General features: G+C 59.1%; 22 protein-coding genes. 12 read left to right on the forward strand and 10 right to left on the reverse strand.

The window, feature by feature from the left end; translation table 11 throughout:
* The first annotated feature begins 88 nt into the window (after positions 1 to 88).
* Positions 89 to 583, forward strand: coding sequence for an HD domain-containing protein (locus ACILRN_RS06890; protein ID WP_395686833.1), 495 nt, complete (start codon positions 89 to 91; stop codon positions 581 to 583).
* 360 nt (positions 584 to 943) lie between these two features.
* Here ACILRN_RS06890 and ACILRN_RS06895 read toward each other — a convergent pair whose 3' ends face one another.
* From ACILRN_RS06895 to ACILRN_RS06910, 4 genes are read right to left on the reverse strand one after another with little or no spacing between them, the layout of a single operon-like run.
* Positions 944 to 2,746, reverse strand: a complete 1,803-nt coding sequence (locus tag ACILRN_RS06895; protein ID WP_395686792.1) for a dipeptide ABC transporter ATP-binding protein — start codon at positions 2,744 to 2,746, stop codon at positions 944 to 946.
* Positions 2,743 to 3,597, reverse strand: a complete 855-nt coding sequence (locus ACILRN_RS06900; RefSeq protein ID WP_395686794.1) for an ABC transporter permease — start codon at positions 3,595 to 3,597, stop codon at positions 2,743 to 2,745. The genes ACILRN_RS06895 and ACILRN_RS06900 overlap by 4 nt, the downstream gene beginning before the upstream one ends.
* On the reverse strand, positions 3,594 to 4,544 hold the full coding sequence (locus ACILRN_RS06905) for an ABC transporter permease (RefSeq protein ID WP_395686796.1): 951 nt from the start codon (positions 4,542 to 4,544) through the stop codon (positions 3,594 to 3,596). The genes ACILRN_RS06900 and ACILRN_RS06905 overlap by 4 nt, the downstream gene beginning before the upstream one ends.
* A gap of 19 nt (positions 4,545 to 4,563) precedes the next feature.
* The gene (locus ACILRN_RS06910) at positions 4,564 to 6,054 is read right to left on the reverse strand and encodes an ABC transporter substrate-binding protein (RefSeq protein WP_395686798.1); all 1,491 of its coding nucleotides are present in this window, start codon (positions 6,052 to 6,054) and stop codon (positions 4,564 to 4,566) included.
* A gap of 137 nt (positions 6,055 to 6,191) precedes the next feature.
* On the opposite strand from ACILRN_RS06910, the gene ACILRN_RS06915 reads away from it, so the two are divergent.
* Positions 6,192 to 7,112 carry an endonuclease/exonuclease/phosphatase family protein gene (locus tag ACILRN_RS06915; RefSeq protein WP_395686800.1) on the forward strand — a complete coding sequence of 307 codons (921 nt, stop codon included), beginning with the start codon at positions 6,192 to 6,194 and terminating at the stop codon, positions 7,110 to 7,112.
* A 54-nt stretch (positions 7,113 to 7,166) separates the two neighbouring features.
* Here ACILRN_RS06915 and ACILRN_RS06920 read toward each other — a convergent pair whose 3' ends face one another.
* Positions 7,167 to 7,517 carry a hypothetical protein gene (locus tag ACILRN_RS06920; RefSeq protein ID WP_395686802.1) on the reverse strand — a complete coding sequence of 117 codons (351 nt, stop codon included), beginning with the start codon at positions 7,515 to 7,517 and terminating at the stop codon, positions 7,167 to 7,169.
* A 120-nt stretch (positions 7,518 to 7,637) separates the two neighbouring features.
* Here ACILRN_RS06920 and ACILRN_RS06925 point away from each other — a divergent pair, with 120 nt between their 5' ends.
* The 7 genes from ACILRN_RS06925 to phnE (ACILRN_RS06955) all read left to right on the forward strand — a co-directional run bounded on the left by ACILRN_RS06925 (position 7,638) and on the right by phnE (ACILRN_RS06955) (position 13,742).
* Positions 7,638 to 7,985, forward strand: a complete 348-nt coding sequence (locus tag ACILRN_RS06925) for a hypothetical protein (RefSeq protein ID WP_395686804.1) — start codon at positions 7,638 to 7,640, stop codon at positions 7,983 to 7,985.
* 273 nt (positions 7,986 to 8,258) lie between these two features.
* Positions 8,259 to 9,083, forward strand: coding sequence for a UDP-2,3-diacylglucosamine diphosphatase (locus ACILRN_RS06930; RefSeq protein ID WP_395686806.1), 825 nt, complete (start codon positions 8,259 to 8,261; stop codon positions 9,081 to 9,083).
* A complete protein-coding gene (locus ACILRN_RS06935) occupies positions 9,040 to 10,095 on the forward strand; it encodes a glycosyltransferase family 4 protein (protein WP_395686808.1) in 1,056 nt (351 codons plus the stop codon). The genes ACILRN_RS06930 and ACILRN_RS06935 overlap by 44 nt, the downstream gene beginning before the upstream one ends.
* 80 nt (positions 10,096 to 10,175) lie before the next feature.
* Entirely contained in the window at positions 10,176 to 10,985 is an 810-nt protein-coding gene (gene phnC / locus ACILRN_RS06940; protein ID WP_395686810.1) for a phosphonate ABC transporter ATP-binding protein, read from the forward strand.
* Positions 10,986 to 11,029: 44 nt separating this feature from the next.
* Positions 11,030 to 11,938 carry a phosphonate ABC transporter substrate-binding protein gene (gene phnD / locus ACILRN_RS06945; RefSeq protein WP_395686812.1) on the forward strand — a complete coding sequence of 303 codons (909 nt, stop codon included), beginning with the start codon at positions 11,030 to 11,032 and terminating at the stop codon, positions 11,936 to 11,938.
* A 60-nt stretch (positions 11,939 to 11,998) separates the two neighbouring features.
* Positions 11,999 to 12,883 carry a phosphonate ABC transporter, permease protein PhnE gene (gene phnE, locus ACILRN_RS06950; RefSeq protein ID WP_395686814.1) on the forward strand — a complete coding sequence of 295 codons (885 nt, stop codon included), beginning with the start codon at positions 11,999 to 12,001 and terminating at the stop codon, positions 12,881 to 12,883.
* 1 nt (position 12,884) lies between these two features.
* The gene (gene phnE, locus ACILRN_RS06955) at positions 12,885 to 13,742 is read left to right on the forward strand and encodes a phosphonate ABC transporter, permease protein PhnE (RefSeq protein ID WP_395686816.1); all 858 of its coding nucleotides are present in this window, start codon (positions 12,885 to 12,887) and stop codon (positions 13,740 to 13,742) included.
* On the opposite strand, the gene ACILRN_RS06960 is transcribed toward phnE (ACILRN_RS06955), so the two are convergent.
* On the reverse strand, positions 13,739 to 14,893 hold the full coding sequence (locus ACILRN_RS06960; RefSeq protein ID WP_395686818.1) for an alpha-D-ribose 1-methylphosphonate 5-triphosphate diphosphatase: 1,155 nt from the start codon (positions 14,891 to 14,893) through the stop codon (positions 13,739 to 13,741). The genes phnE (ACILRN_RS06955) and ACILRN_RS06960 overlap by 4 nt on opposite strands.
* A 99-nt stretch (positions 14,894 to 14,992) precedes the next feature.
* On the opposite strand from ACILRN_RS06960, the gene ACILRN_RS06965 reads away from it, so the two are divergent.
* From ACILRN_RS06965 to phnE (ACILRN_RS06975), 3 genes are read left to right on the forward strand one after another with little or no spacing between them, the layout of a single operon-like run.
* A complete protein-coding gene (locus ACILRN_RS06965) occupies positions 14,993 to 15,859 on the forward strand; it encodes a PhnD/SsuA/transferrin family substrate-binding protein (protein ID WP_395686820.1) in 867 nt (288 codons plus the stop codon).
* Positions 15,860 to 15,886: 27 nt separating this feature from the next.
* Complete coding sequence (locus tag ACILRN_RS06970) at positions 15,887 to 16,645, forward strand: phosphonate ABC transporter ATP-binding protein (RefSeq protein ID WP_395686822.1); 759 nt, start codon at positions 15,887 to 15,889, stop codon at positions 16,643 to 16,645.
* A 7-nt stretch (positions 16,646 to 16,652) separates the two neighbouring features.
* Positions 16,653 to 17,426, forward strand: a complete 774-nt coding sequence (gene phnE / locus ACILRN_RS06975) for a phosphonate ABC transporter, permease protein PhnE (protein WP_395686824.1) — start codon at positions 16,653 to 16,655, stop codon at positions 17,424 to 17,426.
* On the opposite strand, the gene phnN is transcribed toward phnE (ACILRN_RS06975), so the two are convergent.
* The 4 genes from phnN to ACILRN_RS06995 form a co-directional block, all read right to left on the reverse strand.
* Positions 17,307 to 17,978 carry a phosphonate metabolism protein/1,5-bisphosphokinase (PRPP-forming) PhnN gene (phnN, locus tag ACILRN_RS06980; RefSeq protein WP_395686826.1) on the reverse strand — a complete coding sequence of 224 codons (672 nt, stop codon included), beginning with the start codon at positions 17,976 to 17,978 and terminating at the stop codon, positions 17,307 to 17,309. The two genes, phnE (ACILRN_RS06975) and phnN, sit on opposite strands and share 120 nt — an antisense overlap.
* The gene (locus ACILRN_RS06985; protein WP_395686828.1) at positions 17,975 to 19,114 is read right to left on the reverse strand and encodes an alpha-D-ribose 1-methylphosphonate 5-triphosphate diphosphatase; all 1,140 of its coding nucleotides are present in this window, start codon (positions 19,112 to 19,114) and stop codon (positions 17,975 to 17,977) included. The genes phnN and ACILRN_RS06985 overlap by 4 nt, the downstream gene beginning before the upstream one ends.
* The gene (locus tag ACILRN_RS06990) at positions 19,111 to 19,845 is read right to left on the reverse strand and encodes a DUF1045 domain-containing protein (protein ID WP_395686830.1); all 735 of its coding nucleotides are present in this window, start codon (positions 19,843 to 19,845) and stop codon (positions 19,111 to 19,113) included. Before ACILRN_RS06990 ends, ACILRN_RS06985 begins: the two co-directional genes overlap by 4 nt.
* On the reverse strand, positions 19,797 to 20,364 hold a 568-nt coding region (locus ACILRN_RS06995), incomplete at its 5' end, for a phosphonate C-P lyase system protein PhnL (RefSeq protein WP_395686832.1). The genes ACILRN_RS06990 and ACILRN_RS06995, both read right to left, overlap by 49 nt.

Below are 20,364 nucleotides of genomic sequence, written 5' to 3' on the forward strand. Positions count from 1 at the left end.
GTCAGGCCACAGGCTCGAAAACAATATTTCCTAGCGCAACGCAACGGTCCTGGAGTTTATTAGCCTTTGAAAAACACAACGCTCATGTCTGAACGACTCGTTTGGCAAGGGCAAGGCCCGCGAGCCCTATGTGAACCACCTGGTCGAGGTCGCCCATCTCGTCACCGAGGCCACCGGAGGAGCGGACATCGATCTTGCCATCGCAGCGGTGCTGCATGACGCGATCGAGGATGCGGGGATCAAGGCAGCCCAGATCGAGGCCCTGTTCGGTCCTCAGGTGGCCGGGCTTGTCCTCGAGGTCACCGATGACAAGTCCCTGCCGCCATCCACCCGCAAGCAACTCCAGGTGGAGACGACCCCTCACAAGTCACCCTGGGCCAAGATGATCAAGCTGGCCGACAAGACATCTAATCTCCGCTCCATCCGCCTTTCACCGCCGCCATGGCCGCTGGAAAGAAAGCGCGCGTATCTGCGGTGGTCACAGGCGGTCGTGGCCGGTGCACGGGGTGTCAATGCCGCACTCGAAAATGCTTTTGACCTGGCGCACTCAACGCTCGAGGCCGTCCTCGTCGACAGGGCCTGAGGAGACGCCACCGCCACTCCCGGCCAGGAGAGCTACGGAGTGGCTGTTTGCTCCATCTGATTGCGGCCCGCACTGACACAGACGCGGCCTTGCGCCAGTCCGACGAAGCCTGCCGCGGGATCCGGGCTGGTGCCCTCGAGATGCCCCGGGACTGGCAGGCCTCATTGGATGCGGATTCGAATGGCATGGCCAGATTTTGTAGGCGGGGTCGCAGGCCCCTGACACGGACAACATCAGGCGGAAACTTCAATACTGTCTTGGCGAATATGGCGATGTCTGAGCATGTGGGAAGTCCGCCATGCCTGACTGACAGACGTGCGAAAGACACGCGAATATTTGACTGACCTCAAGACGACGTGGTCATAAAGGCGGGCGACGATCGATTGATCCGGCTCTGGCCGCTCTGAGCAGTTCCTCCGTATATATGCTCCGCGGCATGGCGCAGAGTTCGGCCGGTGCCCTACTCTCAACCAGTTTCCCCTGATGCAGAACGGCGATCCGCTGGGCAAGGGCCGCGGCAGCGGCGATGTTGTGGGTGACGAAGAGAACAGCCACGCCCTGCGACCGGCTGAGGTCATGAATCAGATGCAGGATCGACGCCTGCACCGACACGTCCAGCGCGGACGTGACCTCATCGCAGAGCAGAAGTGAGGGTTGCGCCGCCAGGGCGCGGGCGATCGCCACCCGCTGGCGTTCGCCGCCCGAAAGCTGCGCGGGGTATCGTGCCAGATAACGCGGGTCGAGACCCACCTCTGCCAGACGGCTGGCCGCAGCGGCATGGATGTCGGTGCGGCCCATGTCAAAATAGAGACGCAGCGGCTGGGCCATGATCTCTTCCACCGTATGTCGCGGGTTGAGTGAGGAGTCGGGGTTCTGGAAAATCAGTTGCACCGTGCGGCGCCTCGCCCGTTCGCTCGCTGCTTCACCGCAGATGATCTTGCCGCCGGAAAGCGGCCACAGTCCCGCGATGGCCCGCAGCACCGTCGACTTGCCGCTGCCGGATTCTCCCACCAACGCAACGATCTCGCCCTGCATCACTGTCAGGCTCAGGCCGCTTATCGCCGGCTTCTCTTGCGCTGCGCCCCAGCCTGCCAATCTCCGGCGGCGATAGGTGACGGTGACATCTTCCAGCTGCAGTACGGGCACTGCCGAAGTGATCGGCACGGCGTCTGGCTGATCGCTGGCGTCCGCCCCCCGTTCCTTCTCCGACGGATGGCGGCATGCCACGAGGTGTCCCGGTTCCAGAGGCTCTAGCGGGGGCTGGTCGCCCGCGCAGGTGGGGCTGGCACACGGGCAGCGCGGCAGGAAACTGCAACCCGACGGCCGCTCTGACAGGCCGGGCGGCGCGCCGGCAATGGGCCTTGGAAGGGCAGCGCTGGATAGGCTGGGAACCGAGGCCACCAGGGCTTTCACATAGGGATGGCGCGGTGCCATCAGCACCTGGCTGGTTTCGCCATATTCGACGATCCTCCCGGCATACATCACCGCCAGCTTTTGGCAGAGCTGTGCGAGTACGCCCAGATCGTGACTGACACAAACAGCCGCCATCGGGCGCTGTTGTCTGATCTCGCCGATGAGCTCGATGATCTGCTGCTGGGTGGTGACATCGAGTCCGGATGTCGGTTCATCGAGCAGCAAAAGCCGCGGCTCGCCGGCAAGCGCCACGGCGATCGCCACGCGCTGCAACTGCCCGCCCGAAAGCTGGTGCGGATAGCGCCTCGCCATGGCCTCGGGATCGGGAAGCCGCACTTGCCGTAGAAGATCGAGGGTCCGCTGCGGGCGATCCGACGCGGCAAGCCCGCTGTGCAGCCGCAGCGCTTCGTCGATTTGCTGGCCAACCCGCATGGACGGCGTCAGGGCGGTGCCGGCATTTTGCGGCACCATGGCCACTTCGCCGCCACGCAGCACGTTGAGTTCGCTGTCACGGCGATTCAGCAGCGAAACCCCGCCGAAGCTTGCCGCGCCGCCAGCGAGATGAAGACCGTCCTTGATCAGTCCCAGCATGGCAAGCAGCAGCGTGCTCTTGCCCGAACCAGACTCGCCCGCGATACCAAGTGACTCGCCTTCCGCTACGTCCAAGCTGACGCGGTCGATTACCGGGCGCGCTGCCGCGTCGGCGCCATTCGATGTGACGGAGAATTTCTCGATGGTCAGCAGGGTCATGCGTGCGGTACCCGCCCGGACCGCCCGACCCCCAGCGCCTTCGCCCACGCGTCGACCGCCAGATTGACGCCAATGATCAGGCTGCTGAGGAAAATCATCGGCCAGATCACCGTCCATGGCGCGCTCCGCATGATGCCGCGCGCGTCCGAAATCATCTGGCCCCAGTCCGGCGTCGGCGGCGCCACGCCCATGCCGAGGAACGACAGCGAGCTGACGGCGAGAAATATCCACGACCATTGCATCGCGGCCTGCACGGCCAGACTGTCACGAATGTTCGGAAGAATTTCCTTGAGGGCAATTGTCCAACGGCTCTCGCCACGCACCTGCGCCGCGAGCACGAAATCCCGGGTAACAAAATCCAGCGCGGCGCTGCGCGCCAGATAGACCACCGCAAGACCATAGGAAAAGCCGAGCAGCGGGATGAGCGCCACGGTGCTGCTGCCAAGTGCCGCCACGAACAGCATGACCAGAAGAATCCACGGGACAGCCACCATGGCATCCACCACGCGCATAACTGCGGCATCGAGCCGCCCGCCAGTGAGCGCCACGATGATGCCGAGCACCGCCCCCCAGGCCATTGCGAAGAGGGTGGAAAGCGTGCTGATCAGCATCGCCTCGCGGCCGCCGAGCAGCGTGCGGCTGAATACATCGCGGCCGAGCCGGTCAGTTCCGAAGAGATGCGTGAGTGACGGTGGCTGCAGGATCGCTGCGGCATCCTGCGAGGCCGGGTCATGGGGCACGATCAAGGGAGCAGCGAGCGCAATCAGTAGCTGCAGGGCTACGATCGCAATACCTGCCGCGCCCGATGGCTGCCACAGCACGGCGGCCAGGGTGGCGCGCCAGCCGGTCATGCCCGGTAGGTCCTGAGGCGCGGATTCAACAGCAGGGCCGCGATGTCGGCGGCCAGGTTGGTCAGCACATAGGTGATGCCGAAGATCAGCGCGATCGCCTGCACCAGTGGCAGATCGCGGTCTCCCACCGCATCGACGGCGAGCCTGCCGAGCCCCGGATAGTTGAACACGCTTTCGACGATCACCACGCCACCGAGCAGCCAGGCTATGGTGAGTCCGATGACGCTGATGACGGGGAGTAGTGAGTTGGGTACCACATGCCGCAACACGATCTGCCGCCGCGGTACACCCTTCAGCCGGGCCATCAGCACGAAGTCGCTGTCCATAACGTCGATCACCGAGGCCCGTACCATGCGCATGATATGCGCGGCCAGCACCATGCTCAGCACCACGGCGGGCAGGACCGACGCCACTGCCATATCGGCAACAGGCGCCTTGTAGCCGATGGTGACCACGCCCGCTGTCCAGCCCAGCCCGATGGCGAACACCAGGATCAGCAGCGTGGCGGAGACGAATTCCGGGATGGTCATTGCCACCAGTGCGGTTCCCGATGTGGCAAGATCGAGAGGCCCATCGCGGCGCAGGCCCGCCATGATGCCGAGAAACACCGCCAGCGGTATGCCCATCAGCGCCGACGCTGCGGTGAGGATGAGCGTGTTGCGCAACCGCCAGCCAACGATCTCGGCAATCGGCTTGTCGCGCTGCATTGAGGTGCCGAGATCGCCCGTGATGAGATTGCCAGCCCACTGGGCGAAGCGTGCCACTGGCGAGGCATCAAGCCCCATGCGCGCGCGGCAGGCCTCCAATAAGGCGCCCTTGCCGTCGCGCCCGAGGTGAGCGGTGCAGGCGTCACCCGGCATCAGTTCAAGCCCGATGAACACCATCACGGAGATCAGGATCAGCGTGAGGAGAGAGGTGGCGGCCCGACGGACGATCAGACCGAACATTCGCCTGCTCTCATCAGGCTCATTTCGGAACGAAGTCCACCAGGTGCCAGCGGATGAAATCCTCGTCGAGCGGCTTCAGCCCCTGAACATCGGCGGTCAATACCCGCAGGCCGTTCTGCCGATAGGGAATGAACGTGCCGCCCTCTTCGAAGAGGATGCGTTGCGCCTCCTGATAGAGCGCGCGGGCGGCTGGCAGATCCAGCGTGGCGCGCGCCTTGTCGAGTACCTGGTCATAAGCGGGATTGGCATAATAGCTTTCGTTCCAGGCGCTCCCCGAGCGGTAGGCCTCGTTCAGGATCTGGTCGGCCGGGCGCGCGCTCCATGACGTCATGGCGACAGGAACCTTCATCCAGACATCGTCCCAGTAGCCGTCGGACGGGGCCAGCGTCAGTTTCACGCGGATCCCGGCCTTGGCCGCCTGCTGCTGGTAGACTTCGGCGAAGCGCACCATTCCGGGCTCGAGATCGGCGGTATGGACTTCGATGTCGATGCCATCGGGATAGCCGGCCTCGGCGAGCAGCTTCTTGGCGCCTTCGGGGTCCGGCGGGCATGCGAGCTGGGCCCGGAACGGATCGTTCGCCTTCACCGGCTGGTCGCATCCGGTGACGCCGTTGCCGTCGCCCACCATCAGCTTCATCATCTCCGCGCGGTCGACGGGAATGCGCATCGCCTTGCGCACCCTCCAGTCGGTGAACGGCGCGGTGTCAGTGCGGAACACCAGCCCGAACCAGCCGCCCGCCGGGTAGTTCTGCACCGTGAAGTCGGGGTTGTCCTTGTACTGCGCAATCTGATCGAGGGTCAGCGTATTGTAATTGAGCTGGCCGGCGAGCATCGCCTGGTTGCGCGCCTCGCTGTCGGGAATGGCGGTGAACACCACCTTGTCGAGCTTGGGCCGGCCCTCCCAATAGGCATCATTGGCGATCAGCACGGTCTGGCCTTCGGGATCATAGCTTTCGATCTTGAAAGGCCCGGTGCCGATGCCGGTCTTGGCGATCCCGGCCCCCGAACCTTCCGGAATCATCCGCACCCGGTAATCCATCAGCAGCAGTGGCAGGCCGGCATGCGGTTTGGACAGCACGATCCTGGCGGTCGCCGGGTCGACCACATCGACCCGCGAAATGAAATCGAGGACCGAGGCCAGCGGCGATTCCAGCGCGGGGTCCTTGATCCGCTCCAGCGTGTATTTGACGTCGGCGGCGTCGAAGGCCGAGCCGTCGTGAAAGGTGACGCCGGTCTGCAGCTTGAGGGTCCATTCCGTGGCGGTTTCATTGGCGGTCCAGGACGTGGCAAGCTCGGGCGCGGGCTCGCCGTTATCGTCCTGGCGCACCAGCCTAGAATAGACCATGTCGTTGACTTCATAGAAGCGGTTGGGCGATATTGGATCAAGGCTTTCCTTGCCACCATAGCTCAAGTCATTGGCACGCCGGAAAACCTTCTCCGCGGCAGCCTCGCCGGCGGTGACGGCAATCGCGCTGGAAATCACTGCCCCGGCAATCAGAAGTCGTAGCATGGTGGATCCTCCCCTGGTGGCCGCCGCAGTCTCTCTTTGCGGCACGGCCCATGACAACCCCAACATCGTTGGATAATCGTCATGAACGTATGATGACACATTGTGGCACGCTCGAAAACAGCCCGGGGACAACGCAAATGCTAGTATCAACCTATAATATCCAATGGGGCAAGGGCCGCGATGGCCTGGTCGATCTTGACCGGGTAGCCCGCACCGTGGCGGAGGCTGACGTCGTCGGACTCCAGGAAGTGGAGCGCAACTGGCGGGAGATGGAACATGCCGACCAGGTCCAGCGCCTCGCCGAACTGTTCCCGGACCGGCATGCGTTCTTCGCGCCTTCGATCGACATCGATGGCAGCAGCCGCGGCGCGGATGGCCGGGTGGTGAACCGCCGCCGCCAGTATGGGCTGATGGTGATCTCGCGCTGGCCGGTCTTGACGGCCCGCAGCTTTCCACTGCCGTCCTATCCCGTCCACGGTCACCTGAATGATTCCAGCATCCTGCTCGAAACCGTGATCGGCCATCCCGCTGGGCCGTTCCGGTTCTATGTCACCCACCTCAACTACGTCTCGGAGCGCCAGCGGCTGATTCAGACCCGGCAGATCATCGACGTCATCGCCGATGCGCCGCAGCAGGGCGGGCCGATCACCGGGCCGGGCGTTCCCGCCTCGGAGTATGGCGCCGACTGGATCGCCATCGCCAAGGACGAGGTTCCGCCCATGCCGGGTCCGGCGATCCTGCTGGGCGATTTCAACATGATGCCGAACTCGCCCGAATATGCGCTGCTCACCGGCCCGGCGGGCCCGGACTATGGCCGCCTTGCCGAGCATGGCCTGTTCGGGGATGCGCTTACGCTGGCCGGGATGAGCGAGCAGGCCGGCATCACGTATCCCGCCAATGACATGGAACAGGCCAAGCGGATCGACCACATTTTTGTCACGCTGGAATTCGCCGGCTTGGTGCGCCGTGCCTGGGTTGATGAGGCGGCGGACGCCTCTGATCACCAGCCGGTGTATGCGGAACTTGACTGGGGACTGCGGCGGGGCGGGTCACTTTAACTTTCGTTTGGCCGCCCCAGTTGTTGCCGATATGGTCTCTTCGATGAGTTCCACTTAGAGAATCGGCATTACCGCAAACTCGGCAGTCAAAGAGTGAGCGAGGTGCACGAGCGCGAGAAGGCCCATAAGAATGAAAACGGAAAAAAGGCTTGTTATCAGCGTCTGGATGAAAGAGCTCTGCGCGCCGATGAAGACAAGCCCCAAGAACACCAGCGCGACGCCCGCTACGAGGATGACCCAGACAATCTGCATGATGGTTCTCGTCTTGGTGGACACCCTCAGTCCGCGCATTTCAACGGCGTCGCCCAGGAAGTTGAGCTGGGCAGCATTCCAGATATTAGATTCGTTGTAACGGAAGAACGACTCGAACATCTCATTCAGATACGCAGTCGTCTGCTCGCTCATCTTTATCTTGTGGCATTCCCGTCCGAGATCCAGAGTGAGGGTGTATGATCTCCATCTGGGGGTACATCCCCTTGACGACCGGCCGCCAGACTGGACCTGGCGACAGTTCTCCAGCGAGGCTTGGGGAGGAACAGGGAGAACCTCGTCCGGCACCTTGTAGACGAATATGCTCTTCAGGACGAGGCAGAGGCGCTCGAGCTGCTGGACAAGCCGGCACCCAACGATGACGTTCTGGAGTGGTACTCGCGGCGCGGTAGCGCCAGCGCCTACTACGAACTGCAGAAACTGGATCTCGGCCCGGAACTGGGTGTGAGCGGCAGCCGAGGCGCGATCTGCTTTATCGACGGGCCCTGTCCCGGTAATGACAGCCTGATCGTGACGGCACAGGACATGACCAGCCTGTCCTTGTTGCGGGCGAGACTAAACGAGATCGAGGCTGGCATTCTCGTGAGGCCAGCAATGTGGTGACAAAACCAACAGTGATTGGCCACCACACCGAATACATGATCGCGGGACAAGCTTGGTCTGAATTCATGGCGCCGCTCGATGCGCCATGAGAAACACTCATGTCCAGACCCAGGCCCAATATGGTCGTCAGTGACGATTGCATCCACATCTATGCGGATAGCGACTGCTCTGGCCACAAGGCAAGTTCCGCCATCCTCAAGGCGGAAGCGGCCAACTGTCACAAAACCTTCGTACAAATCAGGTTTACGATAGTAAGCCGAACAGGGCCTGGAAATGCTGACCCTTCCGATTACGCCTCAGCACTATCGTGCCATATTCATATCCGACGTTCATCTTGGCACAAGGCGGGCTCAGACGGCAGCACTTCTCGATTTTCTCAGGGCTACCGAATCTGATCAGCTTTATGTTGTTGGAGATTTCATCGACAACTGGTCCTTGCGCAAGGAATGGCACTGGGACCAGCTTCACAATGACGTCATCCAGAAACTTCTTCGCAAGGCACGAAAGGGTACAAAACTCGTCTATATTCCTGGCAATCACGACGAGAACTTCCGCCACTTCCTGAATCTCAGGTTTGGCCGTGTGGCCGTGCTGGAGGAAGCTGTACACATATCTGCAAATGGCAAACGCTATCTCGTGCTGCACGGCGACAAGTTCGATGGCGTGGTGCGCTTTGCCCCCTGGCTCGCAAAACTGGGCGACAGTGCCTATGAATTCTCAATGGAGCTCAACACCATCGTAAATGGCGTCCGGCGCCATCTCCGGCTGCCCTACTGGTCACTCTCGGCCTATCTCAAGAACCGAGTGAAGAAAGCAGTCGAGTTCATCTCCCACTTCGAAGATGCCGTTGTGCGCGAAGCACGTGCCCGAAATTGCGAGGGTGTGATCTGCGGACACATCCACACGCCAGACGATCGCTACATTGACGGCATTCACTACCTGAATGACGGTGACTGGGTTGAAAGCTGCACGGCCCTTGTCGAGCACGTTGACGGCAGATTCGAGATCATAAACTGGAACATGGCAAAGACTGCCGACATCACGGAAGCTCTGCATGCGCATTCTGATCGTGACGGATGCCTGGTCGCCACAGGTTAACGGCGTCGTAAGAACACTCAATGCTCTGATCGGCGAGTTGCGCGCCAAGGGTCACGATGTTCGCACCATCGATCCCGGTGGCCGGGCATCGTGGCCGATGCCCTTCTATTCGGAGATTACCCTCACCGGCACAAGCGTCGCGCAGATGACCGCAGAAATTGCTGCAATCGCGCCTGATGCCCTGCACATCGCAACCGAAGGACCGCTGGGCTGGACGGCCCGTCGGGTCTGCCTAAGGGAGGGCCTCCGCTTCACCACCGGCTTTCACACGCGCTTCGCCGAATATGCTGCAGCCCGGCTCCCAATACCCGGTGTCCTAAGCCTAGGCTGGCAGGTTCTCAGGCAGTTTCATCGCCCGAGCCAGGCCGTCATGGTGCCAACAAAATCGATTGGCGCGGAACTGGACCGGCGTGGCTTCGAAAATGTAAGGATCTGGACGCGTGGCGTAGATCGCAGCCTGTTCAGGCCCTATGCGCGCGACCACCTGGATCTGCCGCGTCCGATCATCCTCTATGCGGGCCGGCTTGCCATCGAGAAGAGCATCGATGACTTTATCGCCCTCAAAATGCCTGGCACGAAGGTGCTTGCTGGCGATGGCCCGGAGCGGGCCCGACTCCAGAAACTCGCGCCGGAGGCCCATTTCCTCGGCTTCCTGCATGGCGAAGACTATGCACGAACGCTTGCCGCTGCCGATGTCATGGTGTTTCCGAGCCTGACAGATACATTCGGGCTCGTGATGCTCGAAGCCATGGCGTGCGGAACACCGGTGGCTGCGTACAATGCACCGAGCCCTCTCGATGTTGTCGAGGATGGCGTAACAGGTGCCATCGCCAACACGCTAGAGGAGGCGGTCACTCGTGCTCTGACGCTGAACCGCGCCATGGTTTGCGAGGCGTCCATGCACTTCAGCTGGAAGACCTGTGCTGACCTGTTCGAGTCCTGGCTGGTGCCCTGTGGACGCCTCCCAACGCGCGGCCATACCGGCCTTTTCACCCGTATCTTGCCACGCTGAATGGCGTCACCGATCCGCAATGAGCCTGTCATCTGGCTGTAGTTCGCTTCGGACTAAAGCTCTGGGAAGAGGATCACGCGATGCTCAGGATCGAAAATCTCGGAAAGCGGTTTGGAGAGAACGCAGCTCTGTCAGGCTTCTCGGCTGACATAGAGCATGGGTCGTTTGTCGGCGTTATCGGCAGGTCAGGAGCAGGAAAGTCCACCCTCTTACGCTGCATCAACCGCCTGATCGAGCCTACGGAGGGCCGTGTCAGTCTTGACGGCCGAGATGTCACCCATCTGCGTGGCAAGGCTCTGCGCGACTGGCGGGCTTCCTGCGGCATGATTTTTCAGCAATTCAATCTTGCTGGCCGCCTTGACGTTCTCACAAACGTCCTGATGGGTCGCATCAATCACATGTCACTCATTCCCAGTCTTCTCAAGATATGGCCTGAGAGTGAGATACTCTTGGCTCTCCATGCGCTTGATCGGCTTGACCTCGGTGACTTCGCAGGCCAGCGTGCAGAAAGTCTGTCTGGTGGACAGCAGCAGCGCGTTGCCATCGCCCGTACACTGGTACAGAATCCGCTTATCATCCTGGCAGATGAGCCTGTTGCATCACTCGATCCCCGCAATACGGCAATCGTCATGGACGCCTTGCGCGACCTCAACATTGAAGCAGGAATGACGGTCATCTGCAATCTGCACTCGCTCGAACTGGCACGAAATTACTGCTCGCGCCTCATAGGCATGAAAGCCGGACGAATCGTTTTTGATGGTGTCCCGGAAATGCTGACAGACGAGGCAGTTATTGATCTCTACGGACTTGAAGCAAACGACGTGCTGGCCACTGCGGAGGCAGCAGCACGGAGCTCTGGTGGATCTGCAAGTCTGCAAAGTGCCGCCTGATAACGCCTCCATTCCATCTCACCCCATGAACCAGGAGAATAGATATGTTTACACGCCGTAACGTTCTTGTGGCAGCTGCCGGGCTTGCCACGCTGGCTGTCAGCACCACGGCCGCCCTTGCCGACTGGAAAGCAGACTACCCAGAGCTTATAATCGCTGCAGTGCCGGATGAGAATGCCACTGGAATAGAGAAGCGTTACGAGCCATTCGTTCAGTATCTCTCCAAGCAGCTCGGTGTACCTGTCAAGCTACGCATCGCCAATGACTATGCCGCTGTGATCGAGGGTCAGATTGCTGGCAACATCCATATCGCTCAGTATGGTCCAGCTGCCTATGCCCGCGCCTATATGAATGGCGCCAAGATCGAGCCCTTCGGCATGCAGGTGAACAAGGATGGCACCAAGGGCTACTACTCCGTGTTGTGGGTAAAAAAAGATGCACCCTACCAGAAGCTTGAAGATCTGAAGGGAAAGAACCTGGGACTCGTCGATCCAAACTCGACGTCTGGTAACAATGTGCCGCGTTTTGCAATGAACAAGATGGGCATCAAGCCCGAAGATTACTTTGCCAATGTCGTCTATACAGGCAGCCATGAGAACGCCATCATCGCTCTTCAGCAGGGTCAGGTTGATGCTGCGTTCAATTGGTGGAACGACGACAATGAGTCGATGCTGCGTCGCATGGAACGCAAGGGCATGGCCAAATATGACGATTTCCGGATAATCTTCAAGTCGGACATGATCGTCAACTCACCTGTCGCAATGCTCTCCGCATTGCCGGATGATCTCAAGGCCAAGATCAAGGATGCATTCTTTAACGTGGGCAAGAACGACCCCGAGGCCTTCAAGGTGCTGACCGACGGCGAAGCTCAGGTCTGGGCGCCGACATCTCACAAGGATTACGAGGTGATAGTACAACTCAACGAGTTTGTGGACACGTTGCGCAAGCAATAATCCTTCGGTTGGGGCCCGGGCGTCTATGTTTCACCGGGCCTCACTTCCAAAAGAACTCTGATGACTGCTGTATCTCCGGCTCAGTCCCGAATCGAAAAACTGTCGGCTGCCTATGCAGCCGAAGTCAGTACCAAGCGCAGGCACTTCCTGGTCGCGACAGCGGTATTTGCTTTGGTCGTTCTCGTGTCAGGATGGCTGGCAGAGATTGATACAGGGCTGTTCTTTTCGAACATCCACAAGTTTCCAAACTATATTGGTCGTATCTTTCTTCTCGACTCGGGCCCTTACGCCGGATCCTTCGTACTTTATGACGTCCCTGGCTGGTTCTGGGGGCTTGGCAAGTGGCTCCGCCTGCTGGGCGATACCCTCCTCATTGCCTATGTGGCAACTGTCTTTGGCGCTGTTTTTGGCGTTCTTCTGAGTTTCCTTGCGGCATCCAATCTGGGGGTATCATCTGCCATCGCGTTTGCGGTTCGGCGCATTCTCGAATTCTGCCGGACAGTTCCTGAACTGGTCTTTGCCCTGATCTTTGTGATGGCTTTTGGCCTCGGACCCGTTGCAGGGGTACTTGCGATCATTGTCCACACTACCGGCGCGCTCGGGAAACTTTTCTATGAAGTGCTGGAAAACATCGACCAGAAGCCGGTGGAGGGTCTCATTGCCAGTGGTGCGTCATGGACAAAGACCATGCGGTTTGCGGTGATGCCACAGGTGCTATCAAATTTTCTCAGTTATGCACTGCTACGCTTCGAGATCAACGTACGCGGCGCCTCTGTGATGGGCTTCGTCGGAGCTGGTGGGATTGGTCAGGATCTCATGGAAGCGATCCGCAAGTTCTATTACCCAGATGTCTCGGCAATTCTGCTTCTGGTCATCATCACGGTCACCCTCATTGATTTTGCTACTGAGCGCATTCGTCACCGTTTCATTTCGGAGACACACTGACATGCAGCGAAAACCGGGCTACAGCGATGTTGAGGAGGCTGCAATCCGTACCCGCTACGCCGAAAGCTTCAAGCCGGCTAGCCGATCCGGCTGGCTAGTTGCTGCCGCAGTTATTACCTTGCTGGCTTTTGGACTGTGGCATCTCGGATTTTCGCTCAGCAAACTGGTCGCCGGTTTGGGCAGCCTCGGTAAGTTCATAGTCTTGATGTTTCCGCCAGAATGGGGAGATAGCGCCAGCCTCTGGCGGTACATACGCGCCCTTGGGGAAACGGTGGCAATTGCCCTCCTTGGCACTCTGATTGCAGCAATCGTTGCGCTTCCTCTCGGTTTTTTGGCGGCCCGGAACACCACCGTCTCGCAAGCGCTTCGGTTCTTCACCCGGCGCGGCTTCGATACTCTGCGGGGGGTGGACACGCTGGTGTGGGCCTTAATCTGGATCAATGTGGTGGGCCTTGGCCCCTTCGCTGGAGTACTCGCCATCGCGATCTCCGATATTGGATCTTTTGGAAAGCTGTTTTCAGAGGCGATCGAGGCGTCCGACCGGAAGCCCGTGGAAGGCGTCGTGGCTTCAGGGGGCGCGCGGCTCCATGCCATAAGGTTCGGCATCGTACCACAAGTTGCGCCTGTGCTGATCAGCCAATACCTCTACTATTTCGAATCCAACACCCGTTCTGCCACGATCATTGGTATTGTTGGTGCGGGGGGGATCGGTTTGCAGCTCTCAGAGATGATTCGAACTCTGGAGTGGCAGACGGTTTGTTTTCTTATCATCATGATATTGATGACGGTTTCCGTAATTGACTTGATATCGACGCGGCTGCGCACTGCAATCGTCGGGCGATCAAACCCGGTAACCTAGCAGCTTCGGTAGATCAACCGGCCTCCGGCAAGGACAGCGGATGGCCGGGAACTCAACTCCGGTAAAATGAGCAGGTCAGCGCGAAGACCAATTTCGATCTGACCTCGATCGGAGAGTCCGCATGCGACTGACGGATTTTCCGATATCAGGGTCCACGCCCGCTCAAGGGGAAGGCTGTTCCTCTCATCGAGATCAAGAGCAGCCCTGAGAGGGGCGGGGTAGTAGTAGTCGGATGCGAGAACATGGCACAGCTCGTTTCGAATTGCATGCTCAGCGCCAATCGCACCATTATGACTGCCCCCGCGCACCACGTTGGGCGCACCGAGCACAACAACATCCCGGGATGATGCGGCTGCTTCAAGTGTTTCGATGTTCATCGGAAACTCTGCAATTTTCGCGCCAAGCGCCCGGAAGCTTTCGCGCTCCGCAACAGTACGATCATCATGAGACAGCAGTTTAACTCCCTTCTCGCATGCGAGCTCAGCCAGATGGCTAATTGCAGCTGGAACATCAGATGCCCGGTCTGCCACCCGGTGCAGCAGTTTCATATAGTCGTCCGTATCCAACATTGCGCGTTCTGCCGCACTTTTGATCTTACTGTCAGTCCGGGTACCCTTGATCGACGGAGCAGTATGATCATTGAACGCCAGAAGGGGCTTTCGCGGACGGTCGAAGAGCGCTTCAACCGCCCCCATCTCATCAAGCGCAAAGGTCTCCCAGCGAATATGAAGGCGGTGATCGCATAGAAGCGCAGACTCTAGACGATCGAGCGCATCGATGATTCGAAGTGCCTGCTCAAGGCTGCGCAGGCCTGGCTCCCATGAGACGGTGACGCCATGATAAGCTGTCGTAATGCCGTTGGCGGCGAGTTGACGATCAGTTTCGATCAGAGCCAGATCGAGCGGAAACATGGTCTTTGGACGTGGCATGATCTGTCGTTCAAAGGCATCGCCATGGATGTCGACGATACCTGGCAGGACCAAGCAGCTAGCCGCGTCCAGACCACCAGATTTTAACGTATGCCCTCGACGGATATCAGCAATGAATCCACCCGAAAGATGAAGGTCGGCGGGTACCAGACCTTCACCAGGCAACAGGCACAAGCCCCCGCGCACCAGGGTTTCGTCGCCGCCCGGCACGGTGATTGTCATGTTCTTCTCCTCTGCTGGGGAAGAACTGATCGATCTTCATGACAGTGTCATGAAAGCTTGGTGAGACGACGCTAGTCCTATCATCAGAAAGGAAAAGCTATGAAAATTTGGTCACTGGTCACCGCAGCTGTCTTGACCGCCGGACTCACGATAGTCCCGGCGGCCGCCGAAACCATTCGTTTGGCCGTCACCGATGTCGAGGGCATGGAGCAACTGCAGCGCGAATATGGCGGTTTTGTCGAGGAACTAGAAAAAGCGACCGGCCTAGATGTCGAATTTACACCTGTTAATAACCGCACGGCGGCCGTCGAGGCCATGCGTGCTGAACAGGTTGACTTTGTTCTTACCGGACCCGCTGAATACGTTGTCTTTGCCAAGCTCACCGATGCAAAGCCGGTGGTCGGCTGGCATCGCCCGGACTATTTCGCCCAAGTCGTCGTGATGGCTGAAGGTGACATCAAGAGTGTCGCCGATTTGAAGGGCAAGAAAGTTGCTTTCGGTGAAATCGGTTCAACGTCCCAGCAACTTGGTCCGGCGCAGGTCCTCGCCGACTCGGGCCTGAAGTACAATGCCGACTACACTGCAGAAATCATAAAGCGAAACGTTGCCGTGGAAGCGATGATTCGCGGCGATGTGCAAGCGGTTGGCATGAATTTTGGTCATCTGAAGTCGGTGCGTGAGAAGTTTCCAGGTCAGAAGTTTGCCGTGGTGGGCCGCGGCCCTGACCTCCCAAACGATATCCTGATCGCGGCGTCGTACGTAAAGCCGGAGACCGTCGAGGCGGTCCGCAAGGCATTTCTCGAGAAGGGCGATGTCCTGATGGCCGGTGTGCTGAAGGGTGAGGATACCCAGAAGTACAATGGTGGTTACTTCGTCGCTACAGTCAATGACGCCGATTATAATTCGGTTCGCGCCATGTATGCGACCATAGGCGCGCCGGAATTCTCAAAGTTCCTTGGTGAGTGAGTGAACGTCGCGTATAAGAATATGAAGATGGCAGCGGGAACGGGTATGCCCGCTGCCATTTCCATATCTGGCCTCTCAAAATCCTTCGGCGCAGGCAAGAGAGTACTCGCGGATATCAGCTTCGACATAAAACCAGGCAGCCTCGTTGCCCTGATCGGAGCCAACGGTGCCGGAAAGTCAACCCTGCTGCGCTGTATTCCGCGACTGATCGAGCCTGATGAGGGCAGTATTCGAGTTCTCGGGTCGGACATGATGGGGGGTCGTCATAGCCTGCGCTACCTGCGCTCCAGGCTGGGCTTTGTTTTTCAAAAGCATAATCTTGTTGGTCGCCTGTCGGCGTTGACTAATGTGGTGCATGGTGCGCAGGCGCGGCGTTTTGGAATTCGCGCGTGGCACCAGAGCATAGCACCGGAAAGCCTGCGATCTGAAGCAGTCGCGTGTCTTGAACGGGTAGGACTGGTTTCCGTAGCGGCTCAGCGGGCCGACTCGCTATCAGGTGGGCAATCACAGCGAGTGGCGATCGCCCGAGCCTTGATGCAAAAGCCTGATATCGTTCTGGCGGATGAACCCGCCGCAAGCCTTGATCCACAAGCGGGTGACGAGGTCATGGCGCTGTTTGCCGATCTGATGCGCCAGGAACAGAAAACAGTTGTCTTCACCTCACATAATCTTACCCATGCGCTTGCCTTTGCTGACCGCGTTATTGCACTAGGATCTGGCAAGATTCTGCTGGATGCGCCCACTCGCGGAATTTCCGAGACGGAACTCCGGGGTCTCTATGGTTGAGCCTATCATGCCCGCACGCATGGTGCGCCCCAGCACGCTGACCTTTGTTTTGATGGTGGCAGTGGCAGCCTTTGTTCTATCGAGTTTTACGACCAGCGGCGTGTCTCTTGAGAAACTGGCGCGCGGTATACCTGCGCTTGGGCGGCTTGCAGGACAGATGTTTCCACCCTCTCTTGAGCGACTGGAACCCGTTCTGTGGTCTCTGCTACAGACCTTTCAGATGGCCGTGGCAGGAACAGTTCTAGGTCTCATTCTGAGCCTTCCGCTGGCCATTCTTGCGGCGCCCAGCCTTTCTCCCCATCCATTCCTCGTTTGGCTCGTGCGCGGGCTCGTTGCGTTTTTCCGAACAGTGCCTGATCTGGTCTGGGCGATTGTCTTTGTCATCGCGGTGGGCCTCGGGCCGGCTGCGGGTGTTTTAGCATTGATGGTTGATACGATCGGATTTGCTGCCCGGTTCTTTGCTGAAGCAATGGAAGAGACGGACAAGGGACCGCGCGAGGCCCTTACAGCCATGGGTGCAAGCCGCAGTGGTATCATCTTCTCTTCAGTAATTCCTCAGGCGCTGCCGTCGATGATCAATACATCGCTGTTTTCGCTCGAGAAGGCCACGCGCGGATCGGTCGTTCTCGGGTTGGTTGGTGCGGGCGGGATCGGGATCGAGCTAAAGGTATCTCTCGAGATGTTCGACTATGACCAGGCCGCAACCATCATTATTGCGATCTTTCTGCTGGTTCTGGCCGTCGAGCGTGCGTCCACCTGGGTGAGGTCCCGCATCCTCTAGAGTCTTGAGTATTGCGCAGAAGTGGTCGATGGCCCGCGTGGGCGGTCCGTCATTAACGATACGTGTAACGGTCACTCCGACGGGATAGTCCGGTACCCCTCTCGCTACGCGCTGGAGCGCCTGTTCGGCTGTCTCACGGCCGCGCGACATGATGCGGGTGACGAGAACGTCGGTGGGCGCTGTTATTTCAACGATATGGACATTTGGGAAACGTGCCAGCGCAACGTCGACAACGGTCCGTGAACAATTGATGCAAACAGTCGCTCCAGCCGCAAGATCGCCCTCGATCGATCGTCCGATCCCATAATGATTGCCATGCGCTCCCCACCACAGTGCGAAGGCATTCTCGGAAAGAGCCGTGTTAAACTCGGCCTCAGTCATCGACACATGGTCTTCAGTTGCCGGTACATTCAGACGCGTCACGAAGCGCCGAGGAAACACAAGGTTGCAATTTCCAAAAAATCTCGCTTTGGCGCCAGTCAGGACCGTATCCTTGCCAGCACCGCTCGGCCCCACGACGAGAACCAGAACTCCCGTGGCAGATTCGTTCACATCACCCTCCGGCCTTCACGCCACACCCTGCGCACCACAGGAAGCCCGTCGCATAGTCGTACCTGAACAAGATCAGCTCGGCGGTCGGGCTCGATCGCGCCGCGGTCATCAAGGCCAGCTGCAGATGCTGGGTTGAGAGTGATAAGCCTGACCGCCTTTGCCAAAGTCATGGCGGGCACGGTCTCAGCTAGTCTGAAAGCCGCTGGAAGCAAGCTGGACGGCACATAATCGGAGGACAGAACATCGAGGTGCCCGCTGGTGGCAACCTCAGCTGCGGAGATGTTGCCCGAATGCGATCCGCCGCGCACAACATTTGGCGCGCCCATCAGCACGGCAAGGCCTTTGCGATGGGCGGCCTGTGCCGCTTCGCGGGTTGTGGGGAACTCAGCAATTGCTACGCCGTCAGCAATCGCTTCTTCGACATGGGCTTCCGTGGCGTCGTCATGGCTGGCGAGCTTGACCTTCATGCGGCTGGCGAGTTCCAGTATCGACGCCTTGTTGGCAGCTGCAAATTGGCCCTGCATGGCTTGCCGCTCAGCAATGTATCCATCCATCTGCTCGGGTAGCACAAGCTTCTTGCCCAGATAATACTCCCTGAACTTGTCGATCGACACGAACTGCCGCGCTCCGGGCGTATGATCCATTATGGATATCAGGTGAATTGGGCCTGCGCCTGCTGTCCTCTCCGCCGCTTCTGCTGTATCCGGACAGGGGAGTTCGCAACGCAAATGAATGAAGTGTGAGGCCCGTAGCTGGCCCCGCCTTTGCGCATCCATGATGGCGCCAGATAAAACCTCGCCGTGATGAGCCGAGAGGTCTCCTGGATCAAAGGTGCCTGCACGCAGCGCATCGAAAACCGTGGTGATTCCAGCTGAAACGATCTGCGCGTCATGGGCGATGACGGCAGGTATCGCCGGCCATGCTACGCCTGGACGCGGGTGATAGTGGTTCTCTAGATGATCGGTGTGGAGTTCGACAAGGCCTGGTAGCAGGAAATCGCCCTCGAGGTCCTCGGCCGCCGATGTAGCCCGACCTTCCAGAACTTCGACGATCTTGCTGCCGTGCGTCACGAGTGTACCTTCAACCACTGCATCGGGCAGCACGATGTATCCATTTGTGAAGATGGATTCGCTCATCGGGCGCTCTCTGGGGATGGCGTTTGGAATGGAAAGTGCTGGATGGCCGTAAACGGGGCGCCCGGCTCCACCTCTGTGAAAAGGGTAAGGCCATCAATCATGACTGGCTTCGACAAAACTGGTGCGAAGTGGAAAGAGGCAGCTGCCACCAGCGGTGCCAACGCCTCGGGAGCAAGTTGCCCGCTCAACGTCATGTGGAAGCGAAACTCTTCCAGCACATAGGGATATCCCCACTGCTGAAGAAATGCTTCCTGTCGAATTGTGAGTGGCGTCTTGCGGCGGCGCGCCAGTTCAGCCTCGGAGGGTGGCCTGCGGAAACAGTCAAGTTCCGTGACGCAGCGTTCTGCAATCCTCTGCAAAGCGCCCGACGGCTGATCGAAGACTAACGCGAGAAAACCGTCCATGTTGCCTACCCGCGGCCTGACCTCAAAACTGGTTTCCTGGCTGCAAAGCCGCTCGATAGCCTCTTTCAGATGATCCTCTGTCACACCGTCATCGAGAGTGAAAGGTGGCTTCAGCGTGGCATGGAAGCCATAGCGGCGCGGACTTTCTGTCATGACGGCAAGATCCTGGATTTCGGGCTGAATGACGGACTCACCCGTCCAAGCGTTTCGACCCAACCACTCTGACCCAAGTCTGTGTAGAAGAGATGACGGCAGTGGGGTGAAATAGATGGCAATTCTCACGCGGCAGGATCTCCGCTGCGATCGAGTGGGATCTCGCGCGAGCATACGAACTGCCTTTCATGCTCATCGTGGAACACCGCGACGATAGCGGTTCCAGCCCGCCGTGCCTCTGATATCAGTTCAAGCACTCGCTGGCGGTTTGCCGCATCGAGTGATGCTGTAGGCTCATCAAGCAGCAGAAGTGGAAAAGATGCGGCAAAGCCTCGCGCGATATTCACACGTTGTTGCTCACCACCTGAAAACGTCATCGGTGGAAGAGTCCAGAGACGTTGCGGAATGTTAAGCCGCTCCAGAAGTAGGCGAGCCCGTGCGAGCGCATCCGACTGTGGAATTCCACGATCAAGAAGTGGCTCGGCGACAACGGTCTCCGCGGGTACTCGTGGGATCACGCGCAAGAACTGCGTGACATAACCAATGGTTGAATTGCGCAACGCCAACACGTCACGGGGCTGTGCGGTCACGACATCACGCCACTCTTCACCGTCCCGCACGTGGATGCTTCCACTCGTGGCGCGATAGGTTCCATAGATCAGCTTGAGCAAGGAACTCTTGCCGCGACCAGAT

It is taken from the genome of Aestuariivirga sp., assembly GCF_044238155.1.
Taxonomy (GTDB): Bacteria; Pseudomonadota; Alphaproteobacteria; order Rhizobiales; family Aestuariivirgaceae; genus Aestuariivirga.

Excerpts from the sequence above, each read along its gene's own strand:
- ACILRN_RS06895 (WP_395686792.1), bottom strand. The coding sequence starts at position 2,746 with ATGACCCTGCTGACCATCGAGAAATTCTCCGTCACATCGAATGGCGCC.
- ACILRN_RS06900 (WP_395686794.1), bottom strand. The coding sequence starts at position 3,597 with ATGACCGGCTGGCGCGCCACCCTGGCCGCCGTGCTGTGGCAGCCATCG.
- ACILRN_RS06905 (WP_395686796.1), bottom strand. The coding sequence starts at position 4,544 with ATGTTCGGTCTGATCGTCCGTCGGGCCGCCACCTCTCTCCTCACGCTG.
- ACILRN_RS06910 (WP_395686798.1), bottom strand. The coding sequence starts at position 6,054 with ATGCTACGACTTCTGATTGCCGGGGCAGTGATTTCCAGCGCGATTGCC.
- ACILRN_RS06915 (WP_395686800.1), top strand. The coding sequence starts at position 6,192 with ATGCTAGTATCAACCTATAATATCCAATGGGGCAAGGGCCGCGATGGC.
- ACILRN_RS06920 (WP_395686802.1), bottom strand. The coding sequence starts at position 7,517 with ATGAGCGAGCAGACGACTGCGTATCTGAATGAGATGTTCGAGTCGTTC.
- ACILRN_RS06930 (WP_395686806.1), top strand. The coding sequence starts at position 8,259 with ATGCTGACCCTTCCGATTACGCCTCAGCACTATCGTGCCATATTCATA.
- ACILRN_RS06935 (WP_395686808.1), top strand. The coding sequence starts at position 9,040 with ATGCGCATTCTGATCGTGACGGATGCCTGGTCGCCACAGGTTAACGGC.
- phnC (WP_395686810.1), top strand. The coding sequence starts at position 10,176 with ATGCTCAGGATCGAAAATCTCGGAAAGCGGTTTGGAGAGAACGCAGCT.
- phnD (WP_395686812.1), top strand. The coding sequence starts at position 11,030 with ATGTTTACACGCCGTAACGTTCTTGTGGCAGCTGCCGGGCTTGCCACG.
- phnE (WP_395686814.1), top strand. The coding sequence starts at position 11,999 with ATGACTGCTGTATCTCCGGCTCAGTCCCGAATCGAAAAACTGTCGGCT.
- phnE (WP_395686816.1), top strand. The coding sequence starts at position 12,885 with ATGCAGCGAAAACCGGGCTACAGCGATGTTGAGGAGGCTGCAATCCGT.
- ACILRN_RS06960 (WP_395686818.1), bottom strand. The coding sequence starts at position 14,893 with ATGACAATCACCGTGCCGGGCGGCGACGAAACCCTGGTGCGCGGGGGC.
- ACILRN_RS06965 (WP_395686820.1), top strand. The coding sequence starts at position 14,993 with ATGAAAATTTGGTCACTGGTCACCGCAGCTGTCTTGACCGCCGGACTC.
- ACILRN_RS06970 (WP_395686822.1), top strand. The coding sequence starts at position 15,887 with ATGGCAGCGGGAACGGGTATGCCCGCTGCCATTTCCATATCTGGCCTC.
- phnE (WP_395686824.1), top strand. The coding sequence starts at position 16,653 with ATGCCCGCACGCATGGTGCGCCCCAGCACGCTGACCTTTGTTTTGATG.
- ACILRN_RS06985 (WP_395686828.1), bottom strand. The coding sequence starts at position 19,114 with ATGAGCGAATCCATCTTCACAAATGGATACATCGTGCTGCCCGATGCA.
- ACILRN_RS06990 (WP_395686830.1), bottom strand. The coding sequence starts at position 19,845 with ATGCTCGCGCGAGATCCCACTCGATCGCAGCGGAGATCCTGCCGCGTG.